General features: G+C 70.1%; 30 protein-coding genes. 18 read left to right on the top strand and 12 right to left on the bottom strand.

What is annotated here, in order from left to right; translation table 11 throughout:
- Positions 1 to 33 precede the first annotated feature (33 nt).
- The 4 genes from AB0P07_RS32330 to AB0P07_RS32315 all read left to right on the top strand — a co-directional run bounded on the left by AB0P07_RS32330 (position 34) and on the right by AB0P07_RS32315 (position 3,998).
- Positions 34 to 621, top strand: coding sequence for a hypothetical protein (locus AB0P07_RS32330; protein WP_365556813.1), 588 nt, complete (start codon positions 34 to 36; stop codon positions 619 to 621).
- A gap of 413 nt (positions 622 to 1,034) precedes the next feature.
- Positions 1,035 to 1,466 (top strand): hypothetical protein, encoded by a 432-nt coding sequence (locus tag AB0P07_RS32325; protein WP_365556811.1) that lies wholly within the window; start codon positions 1,035 to 1,037, stop codon positions 1,464 to 1,466.
- Positions 1,467 to 1,602: 136 nt separating this feature from the next.
- Positions 1,603 to 2,712: a pyridoxal-phosphate dependent enzyme gene (locus tag AB0P07_RS32320; RefSeq protein ID WP_365556809.1), complete on the top strand. Its 1,110-nt coding sequence runs from the start codon at positions 1,603 to 1,605 to the stop codon at positions 2,710 to 2,712.
- Positions 2,709 to 3,998, top strand: a complete 1,290-nt coding sequence (locus AB0P07_RS32315; protein WP_365556807.1) for an MFS transporter — start codon at positions 2,709 to 2,711, stop codon at positions 3,996 to 3,998. Before AB0P07_RS32320 ends, AB0P07_RS32315 begins: the two co-directional genes overlap by 4 nt.
- A 21-nt stretch (positions 3,999 to 4,019) precedes the next feature.
- On the opposite strand, the gene AB0P07_RS32310 is transcribed toward AB0P07_RS32315, so the two are convergent.
- Positions 4,020 to 4,379: a metalloregulator ArsR/SmtB family transcription factor gene (locus AB0P07_RS32310; RefSeq protein ID WP_365556805.1), complete on the bottom strand. Its 360-nt coding sequence runs from the start codon at positions 4,377 to 4,379 to the stop codon at positions 4,020 to 4,022.
- Between the two features lie 67 nt (positions 4,380 to 4,446).
- Here AB0P07_RS32310 and AB0P07_RS32305 point away from each other — a divergent pair, with 67 nt between their 5' ends.
- The 9 genes from AB0P07_RS32305 to AB0P07_RS32265 all read left to right on the top strand — a co-directional run bounded on the left by AB0P07_RS32305 (position 4,447) and on the right by AB0P07_RS32265 (position 11,813).
- Positions 4,447 to 5,553, top strand: a complete 1,107-nt coding sequence (locus AB0P07_RS32305) for a cation diffusion facilitator family transporter (RefSeq protein WP_365556803.1) — start codon at positions 4,447 to 4,449, stop codon at positions 5,551 to 5,553.
- A 129-nt stretch (positions 5,554 to 5,682) separates the two neighbouring features.
- Positions 5,683 to 6,087 carry a hypothetical protein gene (locus AB0P07_RS32300; RefSeq protein ID WP_365556801.1) on the top strand — a complete coding sequence of 135 codons (405 nt, stop codon included), beginning with the start codon at positions 5,683 to 5,685 and terminating at the stop codon, positions 6,085 to 6,087.
- 100 nt (positions 6,088 to 6,187) lie between these two features.
- Positions 6,188 to 7,120 (top strand): hypothetical protein, encoded by a 933-nt coding sequence (locus AB0P07_RS32295; RefSeq protein ID WP_365556800.1) that lies wholly within the window; start codon positions 6,188 to 6,190, stop codon positions 7,118 to 7,120.
- A gap of 127 nt (positions 7,121 to 7,247) precedes the next feature.
- Positions 7,248 to 8,465, top strand: coding sequence for a permease (locus AB0P07_RS32290; RefSeq protein WP_365556889.1), 1,218 nt, complete (start codon positions 7,248 to 7,250; stop codon positions 8,463 to 8,465).
- 87 nt (positions 8,466 to 8,552) lie between these two features.
- Positions 8,553 to 9,197, top strand: coding sequence for a class I SAM-dependent methyltransferase (locus AB0P07_RS32285; protein WP_365556798.1), 645 nt, complete (start codon positions 8,553 to 8,555; stop codon positions 9,195 to 9,197).
- A 654-nt stretch (positions 9,198 to 9,851) separates the two neighbouring features.
- A complete protein-coding gene (locus AB0P07_RS32280; protein WP_365556796.1) occupies positions 9,852 to 10,118 on the top strand; it encodes an aldehyde-activating protein in 267 nt (88 codons plus the stop codon).
- A 311-nt stretch (positions 10,119 to 10,429) separates the two neighbouring features.
- The gene (locus tag AB0P07_RS32275; protein WP_365556794.1) at positions 10,430 to 10,585 is read left to right on the top strand and encodes a hypothetical protein; all 156 of its coding nucleotides are present in this window, start codon (positions 10,430 to 10,432) and stop codon (positions 10,583 to 10,585) included.
- Between the two features lie 113 nt (positions 10,586 to 10,698).
- Positions 10,699 to 11,019 (top strand): GFA family protein, encoded by a 321-nt coding sequence (locus tag AB0P07_RS32270; RefSeq protein WP_365556886.1) that lies wholly within the window; start codon positions 10,699 to 10,701, stop codon positions 11,017 to 11,019.
- A gap of 65 nt (positions 11,020 to 11,084) precedes the next feature.
- Positions 11,085 to 11,813, top strand: a complete 729-nt coding sequence (locus AB0P07_RS32265; protein WP_365556792.1) for a hypothetical protein — start codon at positions 11,085 to 11,087, stop codon at positions 11,811 to 11,813.
- Here AB0P07_RS32265 and AB0P07_RS32260 read toward each other — a convergent pair.
- Positions 11,808 to 12,149 carry a hypothetical protein gene (locus tag AB0P07_RS32260; RefSeq protein WP_365556790.1) on the bottom strand — a complete coding sequence of 114 codons (342 nt, stop codon included), beginning with the start codon at positions 12,147 to 12,149 and terminating at the stop codon, positions 11,808 to 11,810. The two genes, AB0P07_RS32265 and AB0P07_RS32260, sit on opposite strands and share 6 nt — an antisense overlap.
- Before the next feature lie 180 nt (positions 12,150 to 12,329).
- On the opposite strand from AB0P07_RS32260, the gene AB0P07_RS32255 reads away from it, so the two are divergent.
- The 4 genes from AB0P07_RS32255 (at position 12,330) to AB0P07_RS32240 (ending at position 15,103) form a co-directional block, all read left to right on the top strand.
- Positions 12,330 to 12,701 (top strand): DUF317 domain-containing protein, encoded by a 372-nt coding sequence (locus AB0P07_RS32255; protein ID WP_365556788.1) that lies wholly within the window; start codon positions 12,330 to 12,332, stop codon positions 12,699 to 12,701.
- 107 nt (positions 12,702 to 12,808) lie between these two features.
- Complete coding sequence (locus AB0P07_RS32250; RefSeq protein WP_365556883.1) at positions 12,809 to 13,090, top strand: hypothetical protein; 282 nt, start codon at positions 12,809 to 12,811, stop codon at positions 13,088 to 13,090.
- Positions 13,091 to 13,168: 78 nt separating this feature from the next.
- Complete coding sequence (locus AB0P07_RS32245; protein ID WP_365556787.1) at positions 13,169 to 13,855, top strand: DUF317 domain-containing protein; 687 nt, start codon at positions 13,169 to 13,171, stop codon at positions 13,853 to 13,855.
- Positions 13,856 to 14,032: 177 nt separating this feature from the next.
- On the top strand, positions 14,033 to 15,103 hold the full coding sequence (locus AB0P07_RS32240; protein ID WP_365556785.1) for a hypothetical protein: 1,071 nt from the start codon (positions 14,033 to 14,035) through the stop codon (positions 15,101 to 15,103).
- 81 nt (positions 15,104 to 15,184) lie between these two features.
- Here AB0P07_RS32240 and AB0P07_RS32235 read toward each other — a convergent pair whose 3' ends face one another.
- The 10 genes from AB0P07_RS32235 to AB0P07_RS32190 form a co-directional block, all read right to left on the bottom strand.
- Positions 15,185 to 15,883 carry a hypothetical protein gene (locus AB0P07_RS32235; protein ID WP_365556783.1) on the bottom strand — a complete coding sequence of 233 codons (699 nt, stop codon included), beginning with the start codon at positions 15,881 to 15,883 and terminating at the stop codon, positions 15,185 to 15,187.
- A gap of 97 nt (positions 15,884 to 15,980) precedes the next feature.
- Positions 15,981 to 16,424, bottom strand: a complete 444-nt coding sequence (locus tag AB0P07_RS32230; protein ID WP_365556781.1) for a hypothetical protein — start codon at positions 16,422 to 16,424, stop codon at positions 15,981 to 15,983.
- Positions 16,425 to 16,838: 414 nt separating this feature from the next.
- A complete protein-coding gene (locus AB0P07_RS32225; protein ID WP_365556779.1) occupies positions 16,839 to 18,596 on the bottom strand; it encodes a relaxase/mobilization nuclease domain-containing protein in 1,758 nt (585 codons plus the stop codon).
- Complete coding sequence (mobC, locus tag AB0P07_RS32220; protein WP_365556777.1) at positions 18,593 to 19,009, bottom strand: plasmid mobilization relaxosome protein MobC; 417 nt, start codon at positions 19,007 to 19,009, stop codon at positions 18,593 to 18,595. Before mobC ends, AB0P07_RS32225 begins: the two co-directional genes overlap by 4 nt.
- 254 nt (positions 19,010 to 19,263) lie before the next feature.
- Positions 19,264 to 19,548 (bottom strand): hypothetical protein, encoded by a 285-nt coding sequence (locus AB0P07_RS32215; protein WP_365556775.1) that lies wholly within the window; start codon positions 19,546 to 19,548, stop codon positions 19,264 to 19,266.
- A gap of 43 nt (positions 19,549 to 19,591) precedes the next feature.
- Positions 19,592 to 19,783 carry a hypothetical protein gene (locus tag AB0P07_RS32210; RefSeq protein WP_365556773.1) on the bottom strand — a complete coding sequence of 64 codons (192 nt, stop codon included), beginning with the start codon at positions 19,781 to 19,783 and terminating at the stop codon, positions 19,592 to 19,594.
- Positions 19,780 to 21,462 (bottom strand): hypothetical protein, encoded by a 1,683-nt coding sequence (locus AB0P07_RS32205; RefSeq protein WP_365556771.1) that lies wholly within the window; start codon positions 21,460 to 21,462, stop codon positions 19,780 to 19,782. The genes AB0P07_RS32210 and AB0P07_RS32205 overlap by 4 nt, the downstream gene beginning before the upstream one ends.
- Positions 21,459 to 22,082, bottom strand: coding sequence for a WhiB family transcriptional regulator (locus AB0P07_RS32200; RefSeq protein WP_365556769.1), 624 nt, complete (start codon positions 22,080 to 22,082; stop codon positions 21,459 to 21,461). Before AB0P07_RS32200 ends, AB0P07_RS32205 begins: the two co-directional genes overlap by 4 nt.
- Before the next feature lie 148 nt (positions 22,083 to 22,230).
- A complete protein-coding gene (locus tag AB0P07_RS32195) occupies positions 22,231 to 22,917 on the bottom strand; it encodes a hypothetical protein (RefSeq protein WP_365556767.1) in 687 nt (228 codons plus the stop codon).
- Positions 22,918 to 22,922: 5 nt separating this feature from the next.
- Positions 22,923 to 23,846, bottom strand: a complete 924-nt coding sequence (locus tag AB0P07_RS32190; protein WP_365556765.1) for a helix-turn-helix domain-containing protein — start codon at positions 23,844 to 23,846, stop codon at positions 22,923 to 22,925.
- A gap of 692 nt (positions 23,847 to 24,538) precedes the next feature.
- Here AB0P07_RS32190 and AB0P07_RS32185 point away from each other — a divergent pair.
- Positions 24,539 to 25,402, top strand: a complete 864-nt coding sequence (locus AB0P07_RS32185; protein WP_365556763.1) for a helix-turn-helix transcriptional regulator — start codon at positions 24,539 to 24,541, stop codon at positions 25,400 to 25,402.
- Positions 25,403 to 25,435: the final 33 nt, after the last annotated feature.

Below are 25,435 nucleotides of genomic sequence, written 5' to 3'. Positions count from 1 at the left end.
CAACCGGCCCGTTCGGGCGATACTCGGACGGACATGCTCACCTTCAGCACTGCGCCCCGCACCGTGCCCGGCGCCGCAGCGCGCGCCGGACTCTTCACGGTGCTCAGCAGCGCGATGGCGGCCGGACTGCATCACGCGACGGCCGACTCCGCCGTCTCGTGGACGGGGCTGGCTCTGGCAGCGGCGGTGATGTTCCTCGGCGCCGTGCCGACATTCCTGCTCGGCTCACCCCGCGGGGTCCTGGCCGTCGTCCTCATGGTGCAAGCCGCCATGCCGAGCTGGCTCAACGGCGTCGAGAGCGCCGTGACACCCGACGGGCACCACCGGCTTCCCCCGGCGTGGCACCACAACAGCCCCCTGATGGCCCTGCTGAACATCGCCGCGGCGATGGCGCTGGCCTGGTTTTTGAACGGCGCGTGCGCCCTGCCCGCGCAGCTCGTCCACGCCTGCACCGCCCCCGCTCGACAGTTCAGGGCGCTTCTCGCCAAGCTGGTCAGGCTGCTGGTGCCCCAGGCGTACGAGCCTCCCGCCCCTGCACGTCACGCTTTCGTTCTCCGGGCTCTGTCCTCCCAAACCGCGCACCTCACCCTCCGCCACCAGCGGGTGCCCTGCGGGCCGTAACCGTCGACGTACTCCTGCCACTCACGCGCCGCCGGCCGTGACGCACCGATTCGTCCACGACGCCCCGGAGTTCTTCGCATGCCCTCCCACCTCACCGAGGTGTGCCGGGCGGGTTCTGCCTGCCCGGCCGCCTTGGCCCATTCCTCCCACACGGACGTCTACCGACCCGAGCCCTCCGGCTCCGACAACGGGTTCCTCGACCTCCTGTCGTCCGCACAATCACTCCTCCTGATCACGATCGGCGCCTTGGCCGTCGCTCTCTGCCTGGCTGCGACATGGTCGAGTCGACGCGAGCGCCGACGCGGCGAGCCGGATGCGCCGGACAGGCGCCCGCCGCACTCTCCCGAAGGCTGACCGCACGGGCCACGCTCCCGGGATGTGACTTTCCGTGCTCGGAGAAGTACTTTGTGTGCATGATCGGTGCGGTGTCGTTCTCCCCAGCGCGTCGCCGCGTTTGGGACAGCGGTGTGCTCGTCGTCCTGATCTGGGTGGCTTTTCATCTCCTGGGCTGCATGCACAGCCACGGCCCGGGGTTCGAGAGCCATCACTCCGCGCTGAACGCGATCCCCGCGGTTGCCGCTCCCGTCGCCTCAGCCGACGGCGGCGTCATCGCCTCCCTTCCGCAGCGGGGGGCACCGTGCTGCCCCGAGACGGGCGATCACGTGGTGGACCGGGTTCGCAGCGACGCCCCGGCCCCGTCGGCGCTCGGCGGGGTGCTGCTGGTCGATGTCCGGCCGGGTGATCCCGCCGCCGCACTGACCGGCGCCGGGGCTTCACGGGCGCCGGACCGAAACGCGGTCGGCGGCTGCTGTCTTCTCACGGCCCTTTGTGTGGCGCGGACCTGAGCGGTCCCGCACAGCCGCCTCGTCACGTTGTCCGGCGCTGCCGGGCGGCCTCTGGGCGGCTGTGTGCCCGCGCCCTGATCCGCCGATGCCCCGAGCCTGCTACGCGCCGCCCGGGGTGAGGAGCCGTGACATCCCGATGGACACCCACGCATACGCCCCTTCCCCCACCTTGGCCCGCCGCCCTGCCGATCTGGTCGGCCGCACTCCCGTCCTGTGGATCGGGGAGCCCTTCGCCGATGCCGCCCGCGGGTTCTGGGCGAAGCTCGAAGGCCACAACCCGGGCGGCATCAAGGACCGCCCCGCCCTGCATATGGTCGCTAGCGCCCGTGCCCGAGGGGACCTGGCAGACGGGGCGCCAGTCATCGAATCCTCCAGCGGCACCCTCGGGCTGGGCCTGGCCCTGGCAGGCATGACGTTCGGGCATCCGGTGACCGTGGTCACCGACCCCGGCCTGGAGCCAGCGATCGGCCGGGCCCTGACCGCGTACGGCGCCCGCGTCGAGACCGTCACCGCCGCCCACCCGACGGGTGGCTGGCAGCAGGCCCGACGGGAGAAGGTCGCCGAACTGCTGGCCGGACAACCGGGCGCGTGGTGCCCGGACCAGTACAACAACCCCGACAACACAGCGGCCTACGCCCCTTTGGCCGCCGAGCTCATCGCCCAGTTGGGACGCATCGACGTCCTGGTCGCCTCCGTCGGCACCGGCGGCCACTCGGCGGGGATCTCCACCGCCCTGCGCCGCACGTTCCCCGGCCTGGCGCTGATCGGGGTGGACGCGACCGGGTCGACGATCTTCGGGCAGCCCGCCGGACAGCGGCTGATGCGCGGTCTGGGCTCCAGCATTCACCCCGGCAACGTCGCCTACGAGGCGTTCACCGAAGTCCACTGGGTCGCCCCCGCCGAAGCGGTGCACTCCTGCCGCACACTGGCCCGGCACCACTACGCCTCGGGCGGCTGGAGCGTCGGGGCGGTCGCGCGGGCCGCCGGATGGGCCGCCCGCACCTACCCCGCCGGAACGAGGATCGCCGCGATCTTCCCCGACGGACCACACCGCTACCTCGACACCATCTACAACGACGCCTGGTGCCACGGCCACCAACTGCTCGACACCCCGGTACCGCTGCCGGACGAGCCCGAGGAGATCACCGACCCGGGCGAGCGCACGGTGACGTCCTGGACGCGCTGCACCTCGGTCACCGACCCCGCGCCGACCGCCGCCCGCGCCGTGCTGGCCGGTGCCCGGTGAGGCGGCTGCGCGCCCAGCTGCGCTCCTTCGACCCCAGCCTTCGGCTGCTGATGGCCAACCAGTTCGGCATCAACCTCGGCTTCTACATGCTCATGCCCTACCTCGCCGACCACCTCGCCCACGGCCTGGGCCTGGCCGCCTGGGCAGTCGGCCTCGTGCTGGGCGTACGCAACCTCTCCCAGCAGGGCATGTTCTGGCTCGGCGGCACCCTCGCCGACCGCATCGGCTACAAACCGATGATCCTGACCGGCTGCGCCCTGCGAACGGCTGCGTTCGTGCTGCTGGCCGTCGCGGACACACTGCCCGCGCTCATCATCGCCTCCGCCGCCACCGGCCTGGCCGGAGCACTGTTCAACCCGGCGGTACGCGCCTACATCGCCGACGGCGCCGGCGAGCGCCGGGTGGAGGCGTTCTCCTGCTTCAACGTCTTCTACCAGGCTGGCATCCTGCTCGGCCCGCTGGCCGGACTCGCCCTGCTCGCCTTCGACTTCCGCCTGGTGTGCGCCGTCTCGGCTGCCGTGTTCGGGGCGCTGGCCATCGTCCAGGCCCGCGCCCTGCCCGCCCGGCGCCCGCTAGCGGACCCGCAGCGCACGAACGGCTGGCGGGGGATCGCTGCGGACTGGCGGGCGATTGCCCGAAACCGGCCCTTCGTGCTGTTCTCCGCCGCGATGGCCGGCTCATACCTGCTCGCCTTCCAGACCTACCTCGCCCTGCCCTTCCAAGCCCGCACTCTGGTGGGGGATGCCAGCGGCACCGCGATGGGCGTCGTCTTCGCCGTCTCCGCTCTGGTCGCCGTCGCCGGACAGCTGCGGCTCACCGACTGGGCCAGGAAACGCCTGGACGGACCGAAGGCGATCGCGATCGGGCTTGCCGTCATGGGCACGGCATTCCTGCCGCTGCTGCCCGGCCCGCACCACGCCGCACAGGGGCCGACCGCTTGGGTGGGGCTGTTCGCCTTGGTGGTGTGCGCGGCACTGCTGGCCGCGGGTTCCGCGCTGCTGTACCCGTTCGAGATGGACACCCTGGTCCGCCTCTCGGGGGAGCGTCTGGTCGCCACCTACTACGGTGCCTACAGCACGGTGGCCGGCGTCGCCGTCGCCGGTGGCAACCTTGCCGTGGGCGCCCTGTTCGACCTCTCCGCCCGTGCCCATGTCCCGTGGCTTCCGTGGGCGGCACTGACCGTACTCGGGCTCGGCTGCGCCAGCGCCCTGGCCGGCCTGCGCCGCACCGGACACCTCCAGCCCGCGCCTGCCGCAGCACCAGCACCAGCACCAGCCGCGGCGTGAGACCACCGGCCGGGCGCGCAGTCATGCGTGGGGTGCGCGCCCGGTCAGCCGGTGGTCGGCCACATCGAGCGCTTCTGTGACGAGGCGTCGCAGGTGCCCGTCGGTCAGTGCGTAGATCACCCGGCGGCCCTCCTTGCGGGTGGTCACCAGGCCCGACATACGCAGCCGGGCCAGATGCTGGCTCACCGCCGGCCTCGCCGCGTCCACCGCCACGGCCAGCGATGTGACATCCGCCTCATCTGCGGCCAGGGCGTGCAGCAGCGCGAGCCGGGTGCGGTCGGCCAGAAGGCCCAGGATCTCGGCCGCGACCCGGAAGTGCTCACCGCCCGGGTCTTGCGGGTGCGAACCCTGCGCAGGTGATAGATGCATGCGTGCATTCATACGCACATAATAGGCGGGTGGGACGTCCCGTCCACTTCCTGGCCCTTCTGTGGAGAGCGAGCATCTTGTGAGCCAGCAGCACCACCACGGTCACGACGAGCCGGGAACCGGCCACGACCACGGGTCGGGGCACGGCCACGGAGCGGGCACAGGACACGACCACGACCACGATCATGGGCACGGTGCCTCGTGGTGGTCGCGGATCCGGCACCAGGTCTCGCATCTGGTCACCCCGCACAGTCACGAGGCGATGGACAAGGTCGACTCGGCGATGGAGACCTCCAGGGAGGGGATGCGCACGCTGTGGCTGTCGTTGGGCATCCTGGGCCTGACCACCGTGATCCAGGCGGTTGTCGTCGTGGTGTCGGGATCGGTGGCGCTGCTGGGCGACACCATCCACAACGCGGCCGACGCGCTGACGGCCGTGCCGCTGGGGATCGCGTTCGTGCTGGGGCGGCGGGCGGCGAACCGCCGCTACACCTACGGCTACGGCCGCGCCGAAGACCTGGCCGGCATCGCCATCGTCCTCACCATCACGGCCTCCTCCGCACTGGCCGCGTACGAGGCCGTCGACCGGCTGCTCAACGCGCGCGACGTCACCCACCTGTGGGCGGTCGCCGCCGCCGCGGTGGTCGGGTTCATCGGCAACGAGTGGGTGGCCCGCTACCGCATCCGCACCGGACGCAAGATCGGCTCCGCCGCGCTGGTCGCCGACGGCCTGCATGCCCGCACCGACGGTTTCACCTCCCTGGCCGTCCTGCTCGGAGCCGGAGGCGCCGCGCTCGGCTGGCGGGCCGCCGACCCGATCGTCGGCCTGCTCATCACCGCCGCGATCCTCATGGTGCTGCGCGACGCCGCCCGCGAGGTCTACCGCCGGCTGATGGACTCCGTCGATCCCGCCCTGGTCGACACCGCCGAAGATGCGCTGCGCGCGGTGGATGGCGTTCGCGGCGTTGGGCAGGTCCGCATGCGGTGGATCGGCCACGCCCTGCGTGCCGAGGCCGACATCGTCGTCGACCCCGACCTCACCGTGGTCCAGGCTCACGCCCTGGCCGTCGCAGCCGAACACGCTCTGATCCACGCCGTACCGCGGCTGACCGCCGCCACCGTGCACACCGACCACACCACCCATGACGGCGACCCGCACGCCACTCTGGCCCACCACGCGGGATGATGCGAGAAGGAAATATCGTGGTGGCCGCAGCCACTTTGATGCATCGGCGCCGGGTACCGGGCCGGGGTATGGTCGGGACGCAGCGACGGCGCATGGACTGGGCTCGATGACGTGGGGAAGGTAGCGGTGATGGCAGGCAGCGGACAGCAGCGCAGGCGGGGTCTCGCCCGGCTGCTGGCGCTGTGCGCGGTCCTGTTCGGCCTGTTCCTCATGCACGGCGCCCCGGCCACCGCCGCTGAGGGCTGCCACGGCGCGATGTCCGCGCCTGCCGGGATGCACACCGCGACGGCGCCCATGGCACATCCCGGCGTACAGCAGGCGTCAGGCGCGGCGGTGATGGACGGGACGACGTGTGTCTCGACGCCCGCACGCGACGAAACCCGGCTGACGGCACCTGGTCTGCTGGCCGTCGTCGCGGTCCTCGCGGCCCTGTTTCTGGCGGGTCGCCTGGCCCCGGGCCGTACGAGGCGGCGTGGCCCACCTCCACCGGGCGGGCGGAGTCTGCTGTTCCAGGTGTGTATCGCGCGGACCTGACAGGACCCTGTCGGAACCCGGATAACCGGGCCCGGCACGTGTCCTGCTCATCTCCGCGCGCCCGCCCGGCGTGGTGCGCACACCCGGAAAGACCACCATCATGTTCGTTTCCACCCGTCCCGCCGTGCGCCGTCGTGCCCTCGCGGCGGCCGGTACCGCAGCCGTCCTCGCGCTGACGCTGGCCGCCTGCGGCTCCTCCAACGACGGTTCTTCGTCCTCAATGCCTGGCATGGACCACGGCGCCAAGCCGTCCGCGTCCGTCTCGGCCAGCGCGTCGCCCTCCATGGGGGACATGCCCGGTATGGATCACATGGCCGCCGGCAACGGCCTGTCCGACAACAAGGACGGCTACCGCCTCACCAGCACAGACGCGACTCTGGCGGCCGGAAAGCAGGCCGCCTACCGGTTCGCTGTCACCGGCCCGGACGGCAAGCCCGTCACCGACTTCGCCGTCGACCAGACCAAGCGGATGCACTTCTACGCCATCCGCTCCGACCTGACCGGCTTTCAGCACGTCCACCCGGTCATGGCCGCCGACGGCACCTGGACCGCCGACCTGGACACGCTCGCGCCCGGAGCGTGGCGCATGTTCGCCTCCTTCACCCCCGACAGCGGAGCCGGCAAGGGCACCGCGTTCGTCCTGTCCCGCACCGTCTCCGTCCCGGGCACGGAGACGAAGACGCCGCTGCCGGCCGCAGCCAAGACCGCCGAGGCCGACGGCTACACCGTCACCGTCAACGGCGAGCCGATGGCCGGCATGGCACACCCGCTCACCGTCACGGTCACCAAGGACGGCAAGCCCGTCACCGATCTCCAGCCCTACCTCGACACCTACGCGCACCTGACCGCCTTCCACGAGGGCGACACCGCGTTCGCGCACCTGCACCCGACCACCAAGGTCAACGGCGACCACGGCGGCCCGGAACTGTCCTTCAACGCCGAACTGCCCACCTCCGGAAACTGGCGGCTCTTCCTGCAGTTCCAGACCGGCGGCAAGCTCCACACCGCAGCCCTGACCCTCAAGGTCGGCTGAACCCCCGCGGGGCGCCACCCACCGGGTGGCGCCCCGCGCTTCGTCTTCCTCACCTCGCGCCGTGCCGTCCCGGTGCGACGTGTCGGTGGCGCCCATGCCGTGCTCTTCTCGGAAGGCTTCAGGGATGATCCACGCCGTACTGCACGCACTGTCGATCGCCGGCTCCATGACCTGGGAGATCACCTGGGCCCTGATCCTGGGCTTCGCCCTGTCCGCGGTCGTCCAGGCCGTCGTCCGCAAATCCACCGTCGCCTCCCTGCTCGGCGACGCCCGGCCCCGCACCCTGGCGATCGCCGCCGGCCTCGGCGCGGCGTCCTCCTCGTGCTCGTATGCGGCGGTGGCCCTGGCCCGCTCGCTGTTCCGCAAGGGCGCGAACTTCACCGCGGCGATGGCCTTCGAGATCGCCTCGACCAACCTCGTCGTCGAGCTCGGTGTCATTCTGGCGCTGCTGATGGGCTGGCAGTTCACCGCGGCGGAGTTTGTCGGCGGCCCCATCATGATCGTCGTGCTGGCCGTGCTGTTCCGGCTGTTCCTGCGCGACAAGCTTCTGCGTGAGGCCCGCGAGCAGTCCGAACAGGGGCTGGCCGGCTCCATGGAGGGCCACGCTGCGATGGACATGTCAGTCCGGCGGGAAGGCTCTTTCGCCCGACGGCTGCTGTCCCGCGAGGGCTTCACCTCCACGAGCCACGTCTTCGTCATGGAGTGGGCGGCGATCCTGCGGGACCTGGTCATCGGTCTGCTCATCGCCGGCGCTATCGCAGCCTGGGTGCCGGACTCGTTCTGGCGCACGTTCTTCTTCGAGGGCCATCCGCTGGCATCCAAGCTGTGGGGGCCCGTCATCGGCCCGCTGGTCGCGATCGCCTCGTTCGTCTGCTCGATCGGCAACGTGCCGCTCGCGGTGGTGCTGTGGAAGGGCGGCATCAGCTTCGGCGGCGTCGTCGCGTTCATCTTCGCCGACCTGCTGATCCTGCCGATCCTGAATATCTACCGGAAGTACTACGGCGCCAGGATGGCCCTCTTCCTCCTCGGCACGTTCTACCTCGCCACCGTCATCGCCGGGTACATCGTGGAGTTCACCTTCGGCGGCCTGGGCCTCATCCCCGACCAGGCCGACGCGAAGATCCCCATGGAAGGCATCACCTGGAACTACACGACATGGCTCAACATCGCCTTCCTCCTGCTGGCAGCCGCTCTCCTGGTGCGGTTCTTCCGCACAGGCGGCAGGGCGATGCTCCGCATGATGGGCGGATCCCCCACCGCCGAACACGACCACTCAGCACACCAACACACAAACCCAGGCGAAGAATCGGGCCCCGGGGAGCAGCACGAAGGCCACCACCACTGACCGCACCGCTGGCTCCACCCAGGGGTGGAGCCGGGCTCCGTCCCCGGGCCGATCCGCCCGCGCCCCCGCCGTGCTCAACTGGCACCCGTGATTGCCACATTGCCCCGGATCCTGCCCAGCCCGGCGGCCAAGCCACTCCCGCCCGAGGGAACGGCAAACGCCTTCCGGGCCTTCGCCCGCGACCTGGCCGCCGGCCGGCGCGCCTGGACCGCCGCAGAAGCCGGCCTTCTCGGCGGACTCTTCGACCAGCTCGCCGCAGACTGGGACAGCACCCAAGCCACCGGCCGCGACGACCCGCTGCGCGACGCCCTCACCCGCGGCGGCTCCCTCCCCAACGGTCCCTGCCTGGAAATCGGCTCCGGCACCGGCCAGTTCACCCCACGCCTCGCAACCGCCTTCACGTCCGTACTCAGCCTCGACCTGTCCGAGCAGATGCTCCACCAGGCCACCGGCCGCTCCCCGGCCCGCGTACGCGCCGACGCCAGCGCCCTGCCCGTGGCCGACTCGTCCATCGCCGCCGTCGCCGCCATCGACATGCTGCTGTTCCCCACCGAAACCGCCCGGGTCCTGGCCCCGGACGGCGTGCTCCTGTGGATCAACCAGCTCGGCCAAGACGGCCCGCTGTACCTGTCGGCCGAAGATGTCACCGCGGCTCTACCTGGACGCTGGACGGCAATAGAAGCCGAAGCCGGCTGGGGAACCTGGGCCACGCTGCGACGGCCGTCACCGTGAGCCGCAGGTCCCGGCGGATCAGTAGCCGGCGTGTGCAACGAGAGCAGCAGCGAGGAGCCGATCGCGATCAGCATGCGCGCCAGGCTGGGCCGCTCTCCTCCGGGGGGAGGAGGGGCTCGTTGAGGACGGTTGTTGCGAGGCAGGCGAGCGCGCGGCCTCGAAGCCCCCGGTAGCCCTTGCTGCTGCACCTCACCGTGTGGCCGACGTTCTCCCCACATCGACCCGCACCGCCTCGCCACCCGAACCACCGCCCCGCGCGTCATCGACGGCCGCGGCACCCTGAACGCTGACACCAGGCGCGACGCGGGATGGACCGTCCGCGCCCTCAGACGCCCCTGAGCCGCGGGTTCGTCGCCCGGCCCGTGACGCCTCCGCAATCGGCGCACGCCGGGGCCACGCCAGAGCCTCCAACGGCGTCCTGGCGATCATGGAAGCGATGGCACACTGATGGACCCAACTTGCCTATTGCGCCTGGGAGATCACCTGATGAACGCCACCCCCGCCGACACCCAGGTAGCCGAAACAGCCGGGGAACGTACCGGCGGCTGCCTTTGCGGCCGCATCCGCTTCACTACCCGAGGGCCAGCAGTTTTTGCCCACACTTGTGCATGTGGGCATTGCCAGAAGCTCGGCGGTGCCCCGTTGATGTGGTGGGTGGGATTCGAGACGGTCACCTGGACCGGAGAGAGCGAGCCGACCTGGTACGAGACCTTCGAAGGCGAGGCGAAGCGCGGCTTCTGCCCGACCTGCGGCAGCCGCCTCGCGGCGATCGACAGCGACATCCCAGAGATCGGCATCAACGTCACCGCCCTCGACGACACCAGCGGCCCAGACCTCGTGCCGATCCACGCGTCCTTCCCCGACAACGCCGTGCACTGGCTGCCCCCGGTGCCGGAGACCGAGCACAGCACGGCCGGTTGACCGCCCGTCCACTGGTCGGCGACGACACCAACGCCCTCGCTGGCCCCGGGCAGCATCCCGCTCTCGCCCGCGAGTAGGGCGCCAACTCCCGGGCTGGGGCCCGCAGCGGGACTGCTCAGCTAGGGCGACGGAGAACGCTGCGAGCGCCGTGCGGCAGTCCAAGGCAGTCCAGGGGATGCTCAACCGGAGCAACTCCAGAAAGGCGCTGGGCTACTTCCTACACGAATTCTGGCGGTCGACGCCTGCCGAGACGAAAGCGTGAGACCACATCCCAGGACTTTGCGAATTCCGGGCGGCTACAAAAAATCTGGGTGAGTGGAGCACCGGCCATCAGTGATGAATTGAGAGCCGCCCGCCACATGCTCCTCTGCATCGGAAACATGCTCGGCGCCGGGAACGCGAACAGGTTCATCAATTTCATCGAAGCGGCCTACAACATGCCGGTGAACAAGGCAGAGTCGACCTGACAGGAACTGCTCGTCCGGACCGTTGGGTGGCCGTCCCATCCCTTCCATAGCCACCACCGCGCGCCACCATGCCGAGGAGGCACAAGACGTGAACACAAGGACTTGACAGGGAACTGTGCTCGTGTCAGCACTGCACACGGCTCTCTGGGGCGCCGGCGATGGCCTGGGTCGGTTTCCGTAAGAGTGCCCTGACATGGACGAGTCCCGCAGGGGAGCCGTCGTACTTCTCGACGTGGCCGACGCTGCACCGCGGATCTTGCCAGCGCTGCCGGACACAGCTCACCTCCGTGGCGGACGGTTCAGACATGATCATGGTGACGATCTTCAGCCTCGCTCGCGGTGCCGAACTGACCCCGGTCGGACACAGCTACCGCGACGAGGCGATGCCCTGGATGACCATCACGCTCGCGCCGGATCCGCAGCGTCACACGTGAGCGCCCGGCAGGACGGCAGACCGTGGCGCCCCGTGGCCCAGCGAGCACCTCGCTAGGCTTCCGTAGTGAACGAGCCCTCCTCGCTGCCCGGTGACCCCTGTGAGCTGCACCTGCGCATCGTCTACGACGACGAACTCTGGGACACCCCGCAAGCTGACACGCTGGAGCGGTGGAACGTCTCCGTCCTCCACCGCCGTCGTTCGCAAGACGCTGTGCCGGACGTGTCGGCTGGCGGGGACTGCGCAGCCGCGGAATGCCCGTCCTGCACGACGGACGCCACCGTCGGGTCGATGACCTTCTACCGGGTCCATCTGGACCGCGGGCGCAACGCCTACTGGGCGATGGAGGAAGAGTCCGAGGAACTGTACGAGACTGCCAAGGCGCTCCTTGACCCCGAGACCGGCTCCTTCACGAGCGAAGCCAGCGAGCGCCTGGACTATGTCGGCTCCGCACTGCTCGTCATGGACCGCGTGACGCTGGATTCCGCATGGCGCGGGTACGGTTTGGCCGCCGCACTCGGCAGCGAGGTCATCCACCGCCTCATGGTCGGCTGTCGAGCCGTCGCCTGTTCGCCCGGCGTCTCCGACCTCAGCAGCCAGGCGCTGAGGGACCGGGCCGAGTGGGATCGCGTCAACGCCAAGATCGTCCGCGGGTGGGAGAGCCTCGGGTTCCGCCTCTACCGCGACAACGTCTATCTCCTCTCGCCCGCCTCGCAGGACCTGGAGGAGCAGCGCAGCAATCTCCGGAGGCACCTCGCAGAACTCTGCGCATCCTGGCGGGCTCTGACGTCATGACGGGCGGCGTCGCGGCGCGAGACGATCTCGCCACGGACGCTTCCGGCCGGGACCGCGCGTCGACGCCTCACCCTGGTCCGGCAACTTCTTGGGCGGCGGAGCGATCTTGTCGGGCTCCAGACCGATCTTGTCTGGATGGACGCAGGCCGGCAGGGCCTCGCGGGTGTACCGGTGTCCGTTCTCCGGGTGAAACGGGCACTCCCACGAGGGCCGGCTGTAGACCACGAATTGCCCGCGCGGATACAGGAGTGCTGGGCAGATCCCGCAGACCGGACGCTTCGGGTCCAGGCAGGCCGGATCGATGTACGGCGGACCGGTCGGCTCCGGGGTCTCCATAGCCGCAAGAGGGTAGCGGGCCTGGCGTGCAGCAGGAGACCGAGCCTGGCGAACGGGCGGGAAGGACGGCAGTTCGCCGGGGGCAGACAAGGAAGATCGTCCAAAGGGCTGGTGGACGCCGCGACGCAATGTGAACCTGAACGACCTTCCGAAAGAACCCCAGGTCAGAGAGGTGATTCTGTGGCGTTGGATGCGGCGCAACCTGGATTTGCCACCACGGTCGCGGCCCTGCGGCTCCGCTCCTGGAGGCTCGGTGCCGGCCAGCCGATGGAGGTGCTCGATCAATTCTCGGATGCCGATTTCACCCACATCGTCGACGACCGTGCCGACGTGCACGTCAGCTCGCGCGACGGCCGCTTCTACCTCGGCTACTTCCCGACCGGCCAGCCCGGTGGCCCGGACGAAGACTGGGTGACGGGTGAAGGCTGGGTGATCGCGGTCACCGGCACCGCGACGGTCCCCGGCTACCGCATCGCCTTCGGCACGGACACCCCGGCGGAGATCGTCGTCGATGCCGTGGCCCGGATCCTGTCCACCTCCCGGCCCCTGTGACGGGCACGTCCACCCTTCCTCTACGCATGCCCCGCGTACCCTGCCCCTGCTCGCGCGGATCCGTCCGCTACCGCTAGGAGAACGCCTTGGCCCCGCACTCGCCCGAGATGACCGTCGGCGACATCATCGACGCACTGTCCGCCTTCGACCGTGACACCCCCGCCCGTCTCGCCATCAACCCTTTCTTCCCCATGTCCCACCGCCTGGGCGGCGTGGCAAAGTCGGTGGACGAGCACGGCCAGCCGATGGTCTACATCGCCGAGTCGCCGGAGGCCGAGCAGTTCGGCCCCCTGCCGCCCGCCGTGGCCGTCGCACTGACCTGGCAGGGCCCGGTCGAGGCACCCCCGCGCCGCAGGCGCGGCGCAACCGGCCCGGACAACGGCCAGTAGCACAACCTCGAACTGACGGAGGCGCCCCTGTACCCGCACCACCCCACCGATTCCTCCCACCCCCTCTCGCCGGACCCGATGTACTGGGTTACCCCGCGCCACCTGGCCGGCGATGACGGCGTCCTCGCCGAACGGATCGGCGACACCCTGACCGACCTCGGCTGGCGCATGTGGCCGACCTCCCGCAACACCCTGCTCTTCGTGAGCCCCGATGGTCTGCGCGGCGCCGAGTGGATTCTCGCCGCCTACCCCTTCGAGCTGGGCGGCCTCCCGGTGGCCTGGCAGATGTCGGCCCGCCCGCACCCCGACTCGGCGCTGACCGAGTGGAACGCGTACTTCACCGCCGGCGTACCGCACGAGGCGCTCGCCGACTTCCTGCTCGCGCTCGACGCCAGCGAGACCCCGGAGGCCGGGCTCGAGAGCGCCGAGGCGGTACTCACCGCCCTCAGCGCTCGGGGCTGGCTGCGCGACATGGACCGCCCGCTCACGACCGCAACGGACCCTGGCTTCTCCACGAACGTGTCGCTGGAGATCCTGCCGCCGCTCATCCACGACGCCGACCCCCGCGATGACCTCCTGGGGTGGCAGGCGTGGGCGGAGCCCGTCCTCGGGGCGCCGTACCTGTGGTGCGCGAGCTTCAGCGCGAGCGCCCCGCACGAACTGGTCGCCGCCTTCGCCTCCTCGCTCGCAGCACCCGGCCCGGTACCGCGCCGGGTGCTGCCGGCGGGAGCGGAGGACCGTCTCACCGTCGTCCGCCGCGGATGACGGGCGTCGCGTAGCCGCTGTCCCCGGCGGGATCGACGGTCGTGATGCCCCCTTCTCTCAGGCCCGGTGGTGCCGTTTCCTTCACGGAGCGGCGCCACCGGGCCTTCGCCATATCCGCCCCGCAGACCTGATACACCCCCTGGAACCAAGATCAAGCCCGTACATAGGATCGTCGTCGTGGCAGACAAATTGATCCGCATCGGGCCCTTGCGCGGCTACCTCCTGGAGGAGGTGCTGGCCTGGCTGCTGCGCTCCAGCGGCTTCGAAGTCCTCACGGCCGACGACGACCAGGACAAAGAGCCGTGGAAGGTACTGAAGGAGGACAAGAACGGTCTGCTGGTCCGTGGACGTGGCGCGTGGCATCAGGTCGACGCGCTCGGGCAGTTCCGGTACGTCCCGCCGTTCTCCCTGCCGGTGCGCTTGTTCGTCGAGGCGAAGTACCTGACCACACGGGTCGGTCTTCCCACTGTCCGAAACGGCCACGGTGTGATCCACGACGTGAACGAAGCGGAGACCACCACGCTCTCCGCGCCAGGCACTGGTCGGCCGCGGACGCGCTACCGCTACACCTACGCGATCTTCTCCACGTCCGGCTTCACCCCGGAGGCGCAGGACTATGCGCTGGCCCACCAGATATCGCTGATCGACCTTTCTGCACCGGACTTTGATGGGCTGCGGAGTCTCGTAAGGATCACGGCCGACGCGATCCACGCAGTGCTCAAGGCGGCTCCGGCGAGTGAGCGGCCGAAGATGCGCGAGATGCGCGCGTATCTCCGCGGGCCGCTCTTGCAGATGGATCCGGGTGGTCTGGAATTGCCCGCCGCGATTCGCGGTCCCCTCGATTTCCTCGCGGACGGTCTGCGCAGCCGGTCGCAGCTCGGTCTTGTTCTGGCCTTTCCCGCAGCGCCGTTCGTTCTGGGGCTCGCCTCGGACGACCTGTATGGCTTCGTGGAATACGCGCGAGAGCACCCCACGCATGCGGTGCGTCTGCGCCGCATCAATCAGGCAGCCTCGCACCCCGTTTGGGAGCTGCGCGCCGCCGAGCACCCCGACGTATATGCGCTCCGTTTCGGGCTGCCGGAGCGGGTGGAGAAGTGGATCGTCGAGCAGGACGAAGGAATGCCCTCGCGCACCCGGTACGTTAAGCGCAGCATGCTGTCGACCATGACCCTGTACTGGATGCACGGCGAGCACGCCCAGACCTTCCAACTCCGATATGAGCCAGGCGAACTCCGCCTCGACGGCTGATCGGCGCGAACGACGAAACCCCGGTGTCCGGGCCCGTCGGAAGAACGGGCCCGGACACCGGGGCAGTGCTGGAGGAGCGGATCAGCGTGCGGTGCGGGCCTTGGCGAGCGCCTTGTCCAGGTGAGTGTCCACGAGGCCCGGTGCGCCGGAGACGAGGACCAGGATGCTGCCGTCGCGGATCGCCGTCTGCTTGACGACGCTGCGCTGCCCGCCGGCGGAGAAGGTGAGCAGCTGGCTCCACTGCTCGTCCCCGAGGTTCGGCGCGGCCGACTTCGCGGTGCCGATGTCGACGGCCGTGCTCCCCGACGCCACCTGGTACGAGGGGCAGGACAGCATTGCGTCGAAGACCGTCGAGATGCCCGTGGACAGCTTCGCCGGGCTGTCGCTGTAAAGCTCCTCGCTGACCTCGGAGGAGCTGCTGCCGCTGTAGGCGAAGGACGCCTTCGCCTTGCGGGCGAAGTCGAGGCCGGAGCCGGTGGCCGTATCGCCGCCGAGCTTCTCCAGCGCCGGGCAGCCGATGACGGTGACGTCGTCGTTGCGGCGAGGAGCCTCGGGCTTGCGGGTGTAGCCCTCGCCCAGATCGCCGATGTTCAGCAGCCGCTGGTCCAGCTGGGCCGAGGACAGCGGCACGGACGCCGCCGCGGTGCTGCCACCCCGGTGTGCAGAAGCGGAAGCGGAGGCGGAGGTACCGGCGGGCTCGGCGTGGCCGGCGCAGCCGGTCAGGGCGAGGACGGTGAAGACGGCCCCGAGGCCGAGGACAGTCGTGGTGAAGCGGCGCATACGAGAAACCCCTTTGGTGATGCGAGACGGATGGTCTGACCGGATCGGCCCTCCGGGTGCCGATGAACGCAGGGGTGGGGGAAGGGGTTTCGCGTCGTCAGTGGCCGAGGTGGCGCAGCCCGTCTTCGAGGTTGGGGTGGAAGTGGTCGACCGGCCCGGAGTTGCGGTTGTACCAGGCGGTGTCCAGCCGGGTCTCATGCGTCTCGTGGCCGCCCTCGCAGCGCAGCCACACGGAGTCGTCGTGCATGTTGAAGACGATCCAGTTCCGGTACGCGCCGCAGTGGCAGGCGTGGACTTCGCCGTCGATGACGAGCGGGACGTCCCAGCGCATCATGAAGCCCGAAACGTCCTGGCGGCACGGCGCCCGGAACTCGGGCGGCAGGAAGTCGGGCACCACCGTGGCCTCGGCCGGCGCGGCCGGGGCCGGCGCGGCGACCGGGGCGGGAGCCTCGGGCCACTCGGCGTGCATGGCCAGCAGCGCCTGGCCGGCTCGCTGGGCTTCACGGAACTCTCGGTCCGCTCGGGTCGTGCGTCGGAACATGCCGTCTCCATCTCTGTCATCTCGCCTGCACGAGGAGAGTGCCGCAAGTCGCTGACCTGCTGCAACTCTAGAATTCGTGAAGTGAGACCGGCATTTCCGAGGGCGCGCAGAGACGAAGCGGACGCGAGCGGGCCTCTCGTTACAAATGCATTGCGGCCCATGACGCCGGGAGGGACGCGGCGTTGTCCGAGTATGCCCAGCTCCCCTTTGCCCGTCGTCTCGCCGCAACTGCGGGGCGCCTATTGGATGGACTCGCCGTTCCTGCCGCATGCTCCGGGCTGTGCCTGCGATGGCACTCGAGATGTGTCGTCACCAGCTCCTCGCCGGGTGCCGGCCATGCGCACCGTGATGCTGTGCATCGCGGGAGCCACCGTGGCCGTCGCGATGGTTGCCGTCCTGGTCTGAACGCCTTGTTCACCGCCGATGCTCGCGTGTGCCGTCAGCCCCCGGGACCGGCCTGTGAAAGGGCGTCGCGGTGCGGGTGCGCCCGCGGCGGGTCGGCGCCGTGGTGTGCTTCTCCGGGGTAGGAGGCGTTGCCGAAGCGTCAGCGGGCAGGTCTGCCATCCGTCGAAGCCGCCACACGAGGACGTCGCTGATCGAATCGGCGGTGCCCAGTTCCCGTCGCTCGGCGGCCTCGGCCAGGAGCGCGGCCGGGTCGTGCCCGGCGCGCTCGACGTCGGCGAGGGTGGAGGCCAGGGCGTACCAGCCCGGCTCGGCGAGGACCTGCTCAGCCAGCTCCGGCACCGCCCGGCGCAGGTAGGCCGTCTGCTTGCGTTGCAGGGGCAGGGACATACGCCGGCCACGGTCGCGCATGACGCCCAGGTACATCGGGGCTGCGGCCTGGTAGGCGGCGCGCAGGTGTTCGGCGGCCTGGCGGGCAGCAGCGGCCTGTTGGGCGTGTCCCTTCATCGCGTGCCACTGCGCGGTGGCGGTGACTAGGAAGAACACCATGTCGATCAGCATGGCGGTCGTGGCACCGTCCTCCACCCGCCCGAGTGCCGGCCCGCCCTGGACGAGGTCGCGGGCGGCCTTGCGCAGATTGCGGGCGTGCTGGCGCTCCGCCCGGATGTGGGAGCGGGTCGCCCGTTCGAACACGAAAGCGGCGTCGCGCAGTTCACGGCGGGTGTTCAACGCCGAGGTCTTGGCGAGTGCGTCGAGGACCTCGCCGCCCGCGGCGATCAGGCCGGAAATCTGCCCGTCCTCACCCTGGTCGATGATGAGTACGGCCTGCCACGACGCCGTCGCCGCCTGGCGGCGCGCGGCCGAGGGGGTGATGTGGTCCGATCCGGAGGAGCGGTCTGTGGCGGCGTCCTGGCCGGGCTCGGAGGCGTTGTTCGCCCAGCGTTCGCGGATGCGAGGTAGGGAGAGATCCGCCGCGAGGGTGGAGCCCGAATAGTAGATCGGCTCCTGGTCCTCGTTGCGGTCATCGGACAGCGCGACCTTGTAGCCGAGCAGATCACCGGAGGGCGCGGCGCGCGTATCGACCAAGAGGCCGGCGGCGGTGAGACGGTCGAAGAACTCCTTCTCACTGGCGACGCCAGCGGCGGCGCGGCGCACCGTCTCGCGTAGCTCCTCGCGTGTCGTACGTTCCTTACCCTGGCGGTTCGCCTTATGGCGTTCGGCACTGCTCGGGCGTTTGGCGGCGGTTCCGTCCCCGGTGTTCACCCGGCGCAGGTCGTAGTCGAGTTCGATCTTCCGGGCTTCCGCCTGGGCGCGGGCACCGTCGCGGCGGATGCGGGCCAGGCGGCCGTCGTGGCGGACGACGGTGGCGACGATATGGATGTGGTCGTCGGCATGGCGGACAGCCGCCCAACGGCAGGCGGCGTCGTCGCCCTCGGGCGCGATGCCGGTGGCGGAGACCATGCGGCGGGCGATGTCCGCCCACTGCTCGTCGGTGAGGATCGGGTCTTCGGGGGCGGCGCGTACGGACAGGTGCCAGACGTGTTCGGCGGGCCGTTCGGTTTCGGGCAAGGCCATGACGGGCTGGTCGAGGAGGATCTGCAGGGCGCGCAGCGCCGCCTTGCGGTCCGGGTTGCGGCCGGGATCGGGAGCCAGGCTGTCCCATGCGGCGACAAGGTGGGGGTCGATGTGCTCCTCGGCCTTGCCGGGGCCGTACAGATATTTCAGCAGGCCATGGGTGTCGTCACCCATGTCGTTCACTGAGGGGATCATGCTGCCGGTCGCTCGCTGTCCAGGTAGTGCTGGATGAACGCCTGGACCTCCAGGCGAACCTGGTCGACACCGTCGAGGACCGCCTGGGCCTGCGGCGCCGGCTCGTCACGGTTCAGGGCTGCCGCAACCTGGTTGAGGTTGTTGCCGATCCGGCTCAGCGCGGGGCCCAGGGCAAACAGTCGGCGTGTCATTTCGCGGTGGCCGGCGACCTCGGCTTCCGTACGGGTGAGGTCGTGCGCGGCGCTGAGCGCGGCATGGGCGAGAAAGCCGGACGGCGTCATGGCGCACGCTGTTGCTGCGTCGAGCACGGACTGCTTCTCGGCGTCGTTGAAGCGGCTGGCAATCAGGTGCTTGCGCTTGCTGGACTTGGTCTTCGGCTTGCGATTACGCGCGGGCGGCTGACTCGGCGTCATACTCACGTGCTGGGCGCAGTGCGGGTTGTGGCATGGGTGAGTCGTCTCCTCCTCGGGACGCGAGCCGCCCTCGGTCGCATCCCCCCGGTCCAGTGCCCCCCGGCGCTGGACCGCCTCCGCCACCCCCGGGGCGGAGGACGCGAGAGTAATACTCCCAACGGGAGTATTACTCTCGCACCAACTTGCTCCCGCTGAGGTCGAGTTGGGTTCCTTCTTATCGGGCTCGGGAGCGGGGTTTGTCGTCGGGTTCGTCATCACGTGCGGTTCCTCGTGGAGCGGATGCGGTGCTGGATCTCGGCGGCCAGATCGACCATGGCGGTCGGGTCGGCGAGGACCTCGACGGCCGAGTGGGGGTGGTGCTGGACGAGCCACTGGCCGTTCGGGGCCAGGACGGCGGCATGCAGCAGCTGGTGGCGTACGAGTACGTCCGCCCAGGCGCCGGCCTCGGCGACCGAGGGGGCATGCGTGCGCGGGTGGCGGGCAGGAATGACGGTCCCTCCGGGGCAGGGGCGGTGGCCCGACCGAGGCCGGGCCACCATGGCGCATGAGGATCTAGGGCTTTGACCTGGGCTTTCGCAGGCGTCAGCCGCACTCGGGGCAGCGGGCGAGGTGCGTGTTCAGGGCCCGCGCCATGTTCCGTTTCACGGAGACGGCGTGCTTCGCGCTGGTCTTCGCCGCGGCCGAGCCCAGGTGGTGCTCGGCGTGCCCGCGCAGGAAGTGGACGTCCTTCTCGAAGCCGTCCTTGATGCGGTCGAACCTGTGGCAGGTCTTCATCGGGTCGTGCTCCTTGCCGTGGTGGTGTTCGTCTCGGACCTCAGCAGCTGCAGGAGCCGCGTGATGTTCGAGTTCCGGCCGCCCGCGAGGTTCAGGGCGCGGAGGATTTCCCGCAGCTGGGGACGGGTGATGACCTCGGTCCCATCGCGCTCCAGCAGTGCGGGTACGTGGGGACGCACCAGGTCGGCCGTCTCTTCGGGGCTCAGCCCCTTGCGCTGAGGGCGCTGGGACTTGCCGCCCCCCGGCCGGCTCCGCTGCGCCTTCGCCTTGGGCTTCGGCTTCCGGCGCACGGGGACGGTGTGGGGACGGTCCCCTTCGGTCCCCGTCCCCGTTTCCGTGTCCGGGTGTGCGCGGTCCCCGTTGTCGTTGGGGACGGTGTGGGGACGGTCCCCAACGGTCCCCGTCCCCATTTCCGCGTCCAGGTGTTCGCCGTCCCCGCCGCCGTCGGGGACGGGTACTGGGGACGGTCCCATAGCGCCCTGAGCAGCAGCTTCGCGAGCGTCCGTAGCGGAAACCTCGATGGCGACGTCGGCTGCTGCGCCCATGGCCGACACGTCGCCTCGGTCTCCGAGCGCTGTCCCCGTCCCACCGCTCGGCAGGCTCGAGACGGACTCGGTGACGCCGTCCCCGTTGTCATCGGGGACGGTGTGGGGACGGTCCCCTTCGGCCTCTGTCCCCGTCCCCGATTCCGCACGGTCCCCGTCCCCGCCGCTTCGGGGACCGTCATTGGGGACCGCACTCGCCCGTCGCCCCATCGGCTTCTCGGCCGCCGACAGCATCGACGGGGACGGGGCGAGCGGGTAGCCGTTCTCGAGACCGGCGTCCTTGGGATCCGGAGCCTTCACCCACGGGGAGGGCAGATCTATGGTCGCGAGGGTGGCCGCGTGCCGACGGGCGGCCAGCTCCTCCAAGAACGCCTGGCGCTGGCGAGGATCGGTGCCGACTTCGGCCCGAGTGAGCGCGGCCTGAAGTCGACGGGTGACCCGGGTGTCCTTCTCGCGATCCGCCATCGACATGCCGGCCAGCTGGGAGGCAAGGGCGACCGCTCGCCGAGACGCACGGTCTTTGGTGATCTGCGCGGCATCGCGGTTGCGGGTGGCGATGCCGAGGCGGGAGAGGAGCCTCTCTCGTGCTTCGCGTCCGAGCGTGGCCAGAAGCCCCTGCGAGGCGGCGTCCGGCTTGTGCAGCCGCAACTCGATGCCCATGGCCAGGTGCCACAGCACCGCGGCCATGACCGGTCCGACAAAGGCGCGCACGGTGCCGCCGACCGCGGCCGACTCGGCGTAGGCCGGGATGACCTGCACCCCGGTGATCACCCAGACCAAGGCGCCGGGCAGTCCGGGCGCCCCCTGGCTCTTCAGGTTCTGCCGGGCCATCAGCGCGGTCGCGAACAGCGCGGCCTCGCCCGCGCTGAACATCATGGCGCGCTCCACCGTGCCGGCCATGTCGAGGTAGTCGGCCGCGAACCGCCAGCTGGTGTCGGCGGAGTAGATGGTGCAGTTGAGGGCGGCGAGCGCGGAGACCCAGACCGCGGGGGTGCCGACGCGCCTGCCCTCCGCGCGGTTTCGGTTGCGCCGGAACGACCAGCCGGCCAGCGCGAGGGCGAGCAGCCCGAGGGCTGCAACCAGGTAGACGGGATCGATGCCGTAGGGCAAGGACATGGCGATGAGGTGAGTCATGCGGCCTTTCGGAGGGCGGCGATCAGGGAGTCGGTCTGCACCTGGCGGGGCACGTAGACCGACGAGGCGGCGTCGTCCTCGGCGCTCTCGTCGTCGGCCGGCTCGACGTCGTCGGCCTGGTCCCAGTAGCGGTCGCGGTCGGCGACGGCGTGGGCGGCGTTGCGCATCAGGTCGCGCGCCCAGTCGAGGTCGAGGCGCAGCGTGTAAGCGAGGCGCTCGGGGCTCCAGCCGCGGACGTAGGCGTGGCGGGTGACGGCGTCTCGCTCGGCGTCGCTGAGGTGGACGTCGCGCCCCTCGAAGGCGGCCTTCACCCTGCTGTAGTCCAGGCGCTTGTTGACCTTGGCGTGCCAGGGGCGACGCTCGGCCTCGGTGAGCCCGCCCCACACGCCCTGGCGGATCTCGTTGTCCAGGGCGTAGTCGAAGCACGCCTTCTTCACCGGGCACCGGCCGCAGATCGCCTTGGCCTCGTCGATGGCCGCGCGGGCGCGGGCTCCGGGGAAGAACAGCTCGTCGATGTCCTTGGGGGCCATGCCGTGGCACAGGCCGCGGGCCTGCCAGCTGTGGTCGGCGATCCCTCGGAGGGTCGGGGGCGGGGTGTCGTTAGTGGTGATGTGGCGCAAGGCAGTCTCCGGAAGTCGCCTCGGTCGGCGCGGTCGCTCGGCACCTGAGTCGGTTGGGGTGCGGCGGGGGCGCTTCGTGGCGGGCTCGGGGTACGGCGGCGGGCCGTACCGCGTGGCGGAAGGTTTCTGTGGAGCGGTGGCGGCCGGGTCAGGCAGGTAGGGCCTGTGCTTGAGCGGCCAGGGCGTCATCGACGCGGACCGGATGCGGCTCGATGCGTGGTTTGGTGTTCCGGTTGCGGACACCTCCGCCGCTCCGTTCGCGGCAGGGCTCGCCCTGGGGGGCGCTGCACCTCTCGCACGGGACGCTGAAGATGTCGGGCCCGCCGGCAGCGATGGCGGCTTCACGAGCGGCGCGGGCGGGCCGGAAGGGTGCCAGCTCGGCTCGTACGGCATCCGGGACGTAGGTGCCGACGGCCTTGAGCATCTTCTTCAGGCCAGGCTGGGGTTCTCCGGTCGTCACCCCGCGGTGCGGCGTCGGCGCGATCCGCCCGGTCACGACGGCGTCGCGGGTCGCGACGAGTTCCGCCCGCCAGGCGCGCGGGTCGTCGGGGTCGGCCGTCGGCGTCGGATCGGTGTGTCGGCCCAGGCGGTCGCGGTAGTGGGCGTTCCACTCGCGGGCCACGTCAGCGGGCAGAATCGGGTACGGGGAGGCGACGACGCGCTTGCGCACCACGTCGCGCACATCCCAGCCCTGGCCGGTGGTCATGGGAACGTCGGCGAGCAGCTCGTGCCACATGGCGAGCTGGTCGCGGGCTTCGCCCGCGTCGGTGCGGATGGTGCGGGGGTCCAGGCGGCCGACGTAGGTGAGTACGGCAGCAACTTCGCGGCGGTCCATGGTAGTTACTCCGTTCCAGTCGGTTCGTCGACGGCGGCGAGCAGGGCGGCCATGTGCGCTTCGGAGCGAGTCATGCCGGCCTGCGGGGCGGGGGTGCCGCCGGGCAGGGCGTAGAGGTTCGGGCGCTGTGGTGTGGGGGTGTGCTCGCGGTCGATCCAGGACCGCCAGTCGGCAGCCCAGGCGGCGGCGGAGCGAGGGCTCCAGGCGGCTCGGTAGTGCCGCCACTTCGCGTCGGCGGCTTGCAGGCCATGCTCACCGAGGCGTTCCAGGTGTCCCTGCTGCTGGGCCCAGGACAGGCTCGCGTCGTCGATCTGCCAGTCGGTGGCCGTGGTGAGGTCGGCAGCACTGCTGCTGAACCTACGGTTCACCTTCGGTTCACCACTACAGTTCTGGGGGTCAGATTTTGACCCGGAGGGGGGTCGGTTTCTGACCCGGGGAGGGGTCAGATTCTGACGAGGGGGAGCAGATGTTGACCCGGCCAGATTCTGACGACGGGGGTCCGTTTTTGACCCTGCCTTCCGCCAGATGCGGTGCCTGCGCAACCGCGCCTCGTCCAGGTCATCCAAGGACGGGGCAGGGTCGTTATCCGCGAGCGGCTCGACGTCCTCGACGTGCAGCTGGGGATCGGCCTTTTGCGCAGCCGCGATCTTCGCGAGCCAGGCAGCAGGGCGCGGCATCCGATAGACCGTGCTGTGCTGCGGACCCTCGTAGCCTTCGACGATCTCCAGTTCGCCGGCTTCATCCAGCAGAGCCAGCGAGGTGCGCACGGCGTTGCGGCTGGCGTTCGTCCGCTCCATCAGCTCGGTGACGGAGGCATACGCGACGCACTGCTCGTCAGGGATCCGGTCGGCGATCGACAGCAGGACCAGGCGGGCCGTGCCACGGCTGGTGCTGCTCTCCCACACCCACTTCCGCGCCTGTCCGCTCATCGGGACACCCCAGCCTTGAGGCAGAAGCCAGCCGACGGCTGCGACGTGCGGGTGCCCATCGGCAGGTGGGTCGATGAGCAGTGAGGCGGATGGGCGAGGGCAGCTGCCGCGCTGGCCGAGGGCTCCGGCCTTTTGCGCAGGGCAGGCGGCATGTAAGACTCTCCTCCGTAGTGAAGCCCGCGCCGGTGTGCCTCGTAGGACAGGGCCGGTGCGGTGAAGGTGGGTAAATCTCCGCCCTTGCCGGGGCAGGAGTACCATTTAGCGTCCGGCGTCCGGGAGTTACCGCTCCTTGGGCGCCGCCGCTGTTTTTAGGGCCTACGCGGCCTGGTCAGATCGTGCGCTGCGCACTCCACTCCTCGTGTCGCCGGGGGCTGGGCAGGCTGCCTGGCCGGGGACGACGAACATATGGGTGACCTGCGGCAAGATCCAGACCTTGCTAAAGAACGCTCTACAACTCGCGTGAGCCGCGAGTGTGGACAAGGCGCCTGGGCCTGCTGTTCGTGCCAGTCACACACGTCGACACGCGGTGAGAGGCGGGGGCGCAGCACGAGAGGGCTCCGGAGGGTTGGAAGGGCTCAGGTCGGCGATGAGGTGTACGGATCACCCCTCGTTCGCTACGCTGAAACTATCCCAGCGTCGGGAAACAGGTCAACGTCCTGTGATTTCTTCAGCAAAAAGAACCAAGGAGTGGAATGCCGCCCCGTCTCTTTGACGGCCGCCGCCTCTATGACGCGCGGCGTGCTGCGCGTCGCACGCAGAGCGACGTCGCGGACGAGCTGGGCGTGTCGCCCTCGTCGGTCGGTAGCTGGGAGACCGGACAGTGGCCTCCGGATGCCGAGAAGCTGGCGGCGCTTGCTGCCTCGGTCGGTCGGGATCTGGAGGATTTGTTTCCCCGGCCCGGGCTCCCGGATCTTGCCGATCTGCGCTGCGATGCGGGTATCTACCGGCAGCAGGTGCCGCAGATGATCGGGACGAAGAGCGCAGGCCCCGTGACGAACGCCGAGAAGGGGGTCAGGCGACTCGGTGAGCAGTTTGTCGAGCCGCTTGCCAAGGGCTACGGGGTAAGCGTGGAGGCGCTGCTGGCGGCGCAGGAGCGGTCATTCGGGCACGAGGTCCCCCCGCCGGCCTCGGAGGTGCCGAAGTCGCTTGCCGAGAAGATCAACTATCTCCTTGCGCACTCTTACCCGGGCCCGGAAGAGAGTCCGTCCGACGAGGACCTCGCCCGCCACGTCAATGAGCACGCAGGTGCCCGCATCGCCAGCGAAGCGGATATACGGGCTTTGCGAACCGGCGCGGAGACGGAGGCGTCTCCCGTCCTGCGGGACGGGCTTGCGGACGTGTTCGGCGTCTCGCCGATGTACTTTCAACCCAACGAGGCCACTGCCCGCCAGGTCGTCGAGGGGCTGCAACTCCTCGCGTCGGGCAATGTAGGCAAGGTGGCGGCACGTGGCTTGGGCAAAGAAGGGCTCAGTGCGGACCTTCTCGCCTACATCAACGAGGTGGCCGCCGAGCTGCAGCAGCGGGATCTGCCTGGGGCCGAAGGCCCCAGGCAGTAGCCCTCTTATCTGGGCGTGCGCGAGTGGTGACCG

Source organism: Streptomyces sp. NPDC085944 (assembly GCF_040686295.1).
Taxonomy (GTDB): domain Bacteria; phylum Actinomycetota; class Actinomycetes; order Streptomycetales; family Streptomycetaceae; genus Streptomyces; species Streptomyces salinarius.
This window is presented reverse-complemented; position numbering and strand designations above follow the sequence as displayed.